Origin of the sequence: Tenacibaculum sediminilitoris, from assembly GCF_964513795.1 — a bacterium.
Classification (GTDB): domain Bacteria; phylum Bacteroidota; class Bacteroidia; order Flavobacteriales; family Flavobacteriaceae; genus Polaribacter; species Polaribacter sediminilitoris.
Window position 1 is genome coordinate 1 of the sequence record NZ_CAZEQR010000038.1, and the last position, 4,515, is coordinate 4,515.

The 4,515-nt window shown below is 28.2% G+C and carries 2 protein-coding genes; both read left to right on the plus strand.

Annotation, left to right across the window (positions count from 1 at the left end):
• Nucleotides 1-1,185: 1,185 nt before the first annotated feature.
• Nucleotides 1,186-3,639 (plus strand): ABC transporter permease, encoded by a 2,454-nt coding sequence (locus ACKTSW_RS09585; protein WP_408025045.1) that lies wholly within the window; start codon nucleotides 1,186-1,188, stop codon nucleotides 3,637-3,639.
• A 110-nt stretch (nucleotides 3,640-3,749) separates the two neighbouring features.
• A partial coding sequence (locus ACKTSW_RS09590) for an AMP-binding protein (RefSeq protein ID WP_408025046.1) occupies nucleotides 3,750-4,515 on the plus strand: 766 nt, incomplete at its 3' end.

Consider the following 4,515-nt stretch of genomic DNA (forward strand, 5'->3'; position numbering starts at 1 on the left):
CATCCACACCAATCCTTAGGTAACAAATCACCTAAAGAATATATGCCTAGATTTGATGAAGAATTTAAATTCTTCATCAAATCTGACCTAAATAATAATTATTTGTCGAATTTTAAGGTGTCCTAAAAAGGGGAAGCCTACACATATTTATAATAAGTGTTTACTTTCATTTAACAGTAAATTTATAGTATAAAAAAAGCATTCCTCAAACAACTAAATCTACAATGGATAATATTGTTAAAAAAGGAATAGTTTGTTTATCCTTTATTACTATAATTAGTTGCAGTTACTATGCCTAAAATAACAAGATTAGATTTAAGTTTATTCAAGGTGTACCTTATTTATGCTGCAAGTGTGTGTTGGTTTAATTTTTGATAACTGTTATTATTTGAAATTGTTTGTTTCTTTTTATAGTAAATATCAAAAAATTAATTTTTTAATTTTATAACTTTTCTATTGTAGCTATTCTTTAAATCAAAATCCAATTTCATCAAATAATAAGATACTTCGTGCTTTTATTTTTATTCTAAATAAGTAACTCTTCTCAATTTCTATACCCTAATAAATAAGAATGTTTATTAATATTAGAGAACATTAAAACAAGGTCATTTAATAAATATTACTATTATAATATTGATGCTGTTTTAGATGTATAAACCTACTAAACGTATTTTATTTAAGTTTTTAGTGTAATATTTTTTATGTAACTATATGATTTAGTGTGTTTTATTTTTAACTTAAGGTTTTGATGGGATAAAATTTTTTTTTTTTCAATAAAAAATATATTTTTGTTCGGGTTTGAAAAATAAACTGGGGGAAAGTCTTCCTATAGACTTTAGATGTTTTATCTTTTTTCTTTTTGTTAAATTAACTTTTCATATAACAACTTCATGTAACTGAGGGAAGCGAAGCTTTACTCCACTGTCAAAATTCATAACTTTACACATATTATGTATTATTTTAAGTGTTTAGCCTTATTTTTGAATAAATAAGGTTATTAGTTAAACAAATTATTTTGATAAGTTTTTTTAAAAAAATATAATAACACAAAAACAATAGATTAAATACTATTTTTAATAGCTTTTAATTTTCCTAATTTGTTAAACAGTTGAACTCTATTTTAGTGTTTTGCTTTACTCTCTATTATCTAAAATATAAAATAACTCATTTTAAAAGAGCTAAAAAATGTTAAAAAATTATTTTAAAGTTGCCTTGAGAACCTTATTCAAGAACAGGTATTTTACACTAATCAATATGATAGGTTTGGGTATAGGTATTGCCGCTTGTTTGTTTATTGTGCAATATGTGTTTTTTGAGTCTGATTTTGATAAATTTCACAAGGAATCTGAAACTATATATCGCGTAACACAGAGTCGTCAAGAAAACAATGTGCTTGTTGAAAATTCAGCGATGAACTTTTCAGCTATTGGACCTACTATAAAACAAGATTTTCCTGAAATAGAATTTGCTACAAGTATAGAGAAACAAGACTGTATAATTTCTGCTGAAAATTCGTTTGGAGATATTAATTCATACAAAGAAAGTGAAGTATATTTCGTAGATAAAAACTTTTTGAATGTTTTCAATTTTCCTATTATAAGTGGTGGAAAAGAAGCCTTAGAACAACCAAATTCTATTTTGCTTACTCAAACTTTAGCTAAAAAACTTTTTGGAGAAGAAGATCCAATAGGAAAGACAATGAAAGTTGTGAATTTTAATCAAGGAACAAACCTCGAATTAGTAATTCGAGCAATATTAGAGGATCTTCCCGAAAATTCGCATTTAAAATTTAATTGTTTAGTAACAACCAAAGATGATCCAGGTTCATGGCGTTTTATTGATAAATATGTATATGTAAAGTTTTTTCCTGAGACTAAAATTAAAAATGTCACTTCAAAATTACCAAAATATATAAATAAATACTTAGGAGGTTATACTAATAGTGTCACAAATATTCAATTGGCGTTTCAACCTATAGAAAAAATACATCTATATTCAGATCTTACCAAAGAAATTTCAGTAAATGGTAATGGTAAATTTGTCTGGTTTATGTTGTTAATTGCGGCACTTATTTTAATTATAGCTTATGTAAACTACATCAATCTATCAACTATAAAATCTATGGATAGAGCAAAAGAAGTAGGATTACGTAGGACATTTGGATCCCAAAAAGGAGCACTTATCATGCAATTCTTTTTTGAGTCATTAATATTAAGTTTTACAGGAATCATTATAGCTATTATTCTTGTACTATTTTTTAGAAGTGGTTTTGAAGAGTTGACAGGAATTTCGGTAAATGGATTCTTTTGGACAGATTATAAGATATGGTTACCATTATTAGTGTTGCTGATAGTAGGTAGTTTTCTTTCAAGTTTATACCCAGCGTATTTATTATCGTCTTATAATCCTGTACAAATTCTAAAAGGGAAATTGCCAATAGGAAGTTCTGGGGTTTTTGTTAGAAAGTGTTTGATTGTATTTCAATTTATTATTTCAATTTCTTTAATAATAGGAACGTTTACAATCTATCAACAGCTTAAATTTATGCAGGAGAAAGATTTAGGAATTAATATGGAGAGAACTATTGTAGTTCCTGCACCGTCAAATAATTTTGAGTCACAAATGGGTGGGCGAAATTTCTATCAGAAAATGCAATCGTTTAGAGCTAATTTAATGAAGTATCCTGATATACAAGGTGTGGTATCAGCGTCTTCTATTCCTGGAATTGATTTAAACTGGACAAGACCTTATAAGAGGAAAAATGCTATTAGTAAAAACAATATGTACGCCACGTTTTCTATTGGCCCTGAGTTTGTTAATCAATTTGAAATAGAAACTGTTGCTGGAAAGGTATTTAGTAAAGATATGATTTCAGTAAATCAAATGCCAACAGGAAATACACCGATTTTATTGAATGAAGCAGCGGTAAAAGCATTTGGATTTGAAAGTGCAGAGAAAGCAGTAGGAGAATTTTTAACAGATACTAATGGGTATGGAATAGAGTTCGAATATGAAATTATTGGTGTAATTAAAGACTTTTACCAAAAATCATTAAAAGAAACACTTACACCAATTGTATTTAGATTGGAAGATGGATCTAGTATTGAGTATTATGCAATTAAAGTTAATTCACAAAATTTACCAGCTTCTATTGCACGAATTGAAGAATCATTCAAACAAAATTTTCCTGTAAGCCCTTTTGAATTTTTTTTCTTAGATGAATTTTTTAATAAACAATATAAAGTAGATCAGCAGTTTGGAAGAATATTTACAGTGTTTGCAGGTCTAGCAATTTTTATTACTTGTTTAGGGCTTTTTGGATTAACATTATTTACAAGTTTTCAGAAAGCAAAAGAAATTGCAATCCGTAAAGTATTAGGTGCATCAGTATTTAGTTTGTTAATATTGTTAATAAAAGACTTTGTAAAATTAATCATACTAGCAAGTGCAATTGCTTGGGTTGTATCTTGGTGGGGCTTAGAGCGATGGCTTCAAAGTTATTCTACCAGAATTGGAATTAACTTCTTGTTCTTTGGATTAGCAACTGTAATTGTACTTTTTATTGCTTTTCTTATTATTGGAGCACAATCATGGAAAATTAATAAAAATGATCCTTTAATTGCAATAAAGCAAGAATAAATCATTAAACATATAAATTTAAAGTATACCTAACTCATTGAGTTGGGCTAAAGTGCTTACACCTTTTTTTACCATACTCTTTTTTAGAAACTACCAAAACATTTTTCACCGTGAAAAGTAAATTCTTATATAAATTATTTGAAAACATAGTCTCATTATACCCAGAAAATTATGCATTAATAGATGTAAATGGGGCAACGACTTATGAAGCCTTAAATAAATTTTCGAATCAACTAAGTAATTTATTAGTAGATGTAGATATTTCAGTAGGAGATTCGGTAGGCGTATTATTACCAAGTGGAAAAGAATTGGTAGGTAGTTTACTATCGTGTTTAAAAACTGGTACAACATATGTTCCTTTATCAACTAGTTTTTCAATATCTAGAATGGAACAAGCAGTATCAGAAACCTCAATGAATGTATTGATTACAGATGATAGTTCTTGGGAAGCATATAAAAAGTTCGGTATAGATCATAGTTTTAGTCATGTTTTTGTATTTACAGCCTCAGGCGCTTCTTTGTTGGGAGATTTAGGTTTAGGAGATTCAGGCTTAATATCGTTAGCACAGTCAAGTTTATTAGTTTATGAATTAAATGAAGAAGGAGCGTATGTTGAAACAAATTATGTTTTAGATAATTACAGTAGAGAGAATCTTAGTGTTGATTACCCTATTGATAATAGCAGTTATATTTTTTACAGTTCAGGAACAACGGGTAAATCGAAGGCGATTGTAGGAAGTCAAAAAGGAATTGCACACTATGTCAACTGGCACAAAGAGACATTTAAATTCACACCAGCTACACGCGTAAGTCAAATAGCCTCTGTTACTTTTGATGCAAGTTTAAAAGACATTTTAACGAGTTTAATCTCTGGAA